1 protein-coding gene and 2 pseudogenes are annotated in these 1,472 nt (G+C 61.8%); 1 reads left to right on the top strand and 2 read right to left on the bottom strand.

Annotated features, from left to right (window positions below; genetic code table 11):
• Positions 1-184, bottom strand: a pseudogene (locus tag EN969_RS30845) (MarR family transcriptional regulator); the annotation flags it as partial.
• A gap of 115 nt (positions 185-299) precedes the next feature.
• Here EN969_RS30845 and EN969_RS30840 point away from each other — a divergent pair.
• On the top strand, positions 300-707 hold the full coding sequence (locus EN969_RS30840) for a hypothetical protein (protein WP_063167732.1): 408 nt from the start codon (positions 300-302) through the stop codon (positions 705-707).
• 143 nt (positions 708-850) lie between these two features.
• Here the strand turns inward: EN969_RS30840 and EN969_RS30835 are convergent.
• Positions 851-1,472 (bottom strand): annotated as a pseudogene (locus EN969_RS30835) (N-methylproline demethylase); the annotation flags it as partial.

The following is a 1,472-nucleotide window of genomic DNA, read 5'->3' as shown; positions in this document are numbered from 1 at the left end:
GGATACCGATCATGCCGGCAAGCTCGCGCTGGTTGGCAAGGTTGCTCGACTTGACCGATAGCAGCGTGAGCCAGATCGGCAATGTACCTCCAGCCTCGACCAGGGCAGCATCGAAGGCCTGGGCAACCAGCTTGGCGGTTCGTCCGAGATTCATGCCGACTGGCGGGCGGTCAAAGGGTGTCATTGCAGGACCCTAGACGGTGTCATGCACGGATGGAACTGGCACGACTTATATATTGACATCTAACCATTCGATATCTAATTATCTAGAGATGGCGGGCTAAAGAGGAAATCCGGTCATGCAATATGTCTACATCGTCGTTATCGGTCTTCATGTCATGGCAGGCGTATTCTGGGCGGGCACGACCATCGCGGTCGGCCGTGACCCGGACATCCGGGCGGAACGGTTCTTCCGGCCGCAAATGGGCGCTGCCGGCCTGGTTTTCCTGACCGGCATACTGCTCTGGTATTTCTTTCACGAGGGTGTTTTCGGCTCGATGGAGAAGGTGCTGGCGCTGGGCATCGTGACGGCCCTGATCGCCGCCGGCGTGCAAGGCGCGCTGGTAGGCTCAACCAGCAGGCAGCTTGCCGGTGCCGATGCGGCAACGGAAAGGCAGTTGCGCGCGAAGATGACAAGAGGCGAGCGCATTGCCGGGGGGCTGTTGGTGCTGACAGTGCTGTGCATGGCCACCGCCAGAATGTTTTGAACGCCGCCACGCGGCACACCCTCACAGAATCGTGCGTTGTCTGGCGACGAGCCAATGACGCGCGAGCGCGCGGCCAGACCGAAGTACATGGGCTCTCGTACGCAGGTCCGGCCGCGCGCCACCGATCCTGGCAACGCCCAATTTCAGATCCGCAAGCCGAACCTGATGCCGTCGTAGATGGCGGCATGGATGTTGCGCGAAGCGACCGCGTCGCCGATGCGGAACAGTACAAAGCCGCCTTCTGGATTGCGCTTGGGGAAGATGTCGCCACCGCTCACCAGCCGTTCGTAGTCGACCGCACCGCCGTTCTTCGACAGAGGCTTCAGCGAGAGATAGAGATCATCGAGCGGCAACGTACCGTGCTCGACCACCACCTGGTCGACCCTGCGCTCGCCGCGCCAGCCATCGGCGAAATCCGATGCCAGTTCGGCGACCAGTTGGTTGCCCTCGCGGCGCACCGAACGCAGCCGCGTGTTGATGGTGATGCTGACGCCCTTTTCCTGAAAGGCGCGCATGTACGGCACATGGTTCATGCCGCCCATTTCCGGGGCAAAGAAACGTTCGGGCGAGACAAGTTCGAGTTTCGAGCCGGCATTGGCGATCAGTTCGGCGGCGCCCATGCCCTGATGGCCGCCATTGTCGTCATAGAGCAGTACATTTTCGGCCGGCTTGACGCTGCCGGCCATGATGTCCCAGCTTGAGGTGACAAGATTGTCGCCGGCCGTCAGCGGCGGGGTTTTCGGGAGGGCCCCGGGGGCGGACCCC

The organism is Mesorhizobium sp. M7A.F.Ca.CA.003.01.2.1 (assembly GCF_003998945.1).
Classification (GTDB): domain Bacteria; phylum Pseudomonadota; class Alphaproteobacteria; order Rhizobiales; family Rhizobiaceae; genus Mesorhizobium; species Mesorhizobium ciceri.
The sequence above is the reverse complement of the archived record's forward strand: the minus strand, read 5'-3'. Positions and strand labels throughout refer to the sequence as shown.

Bases quoted from the DNA above. Each gene is read 5' to 3' on its own strand.
- EN969_RS30840 (WP_063167732.1), top strand. From the start codon at position 300: ATGCAATATGTCTACATCGTCGTTATCGGTCTTCATGTCATGGCAGGC.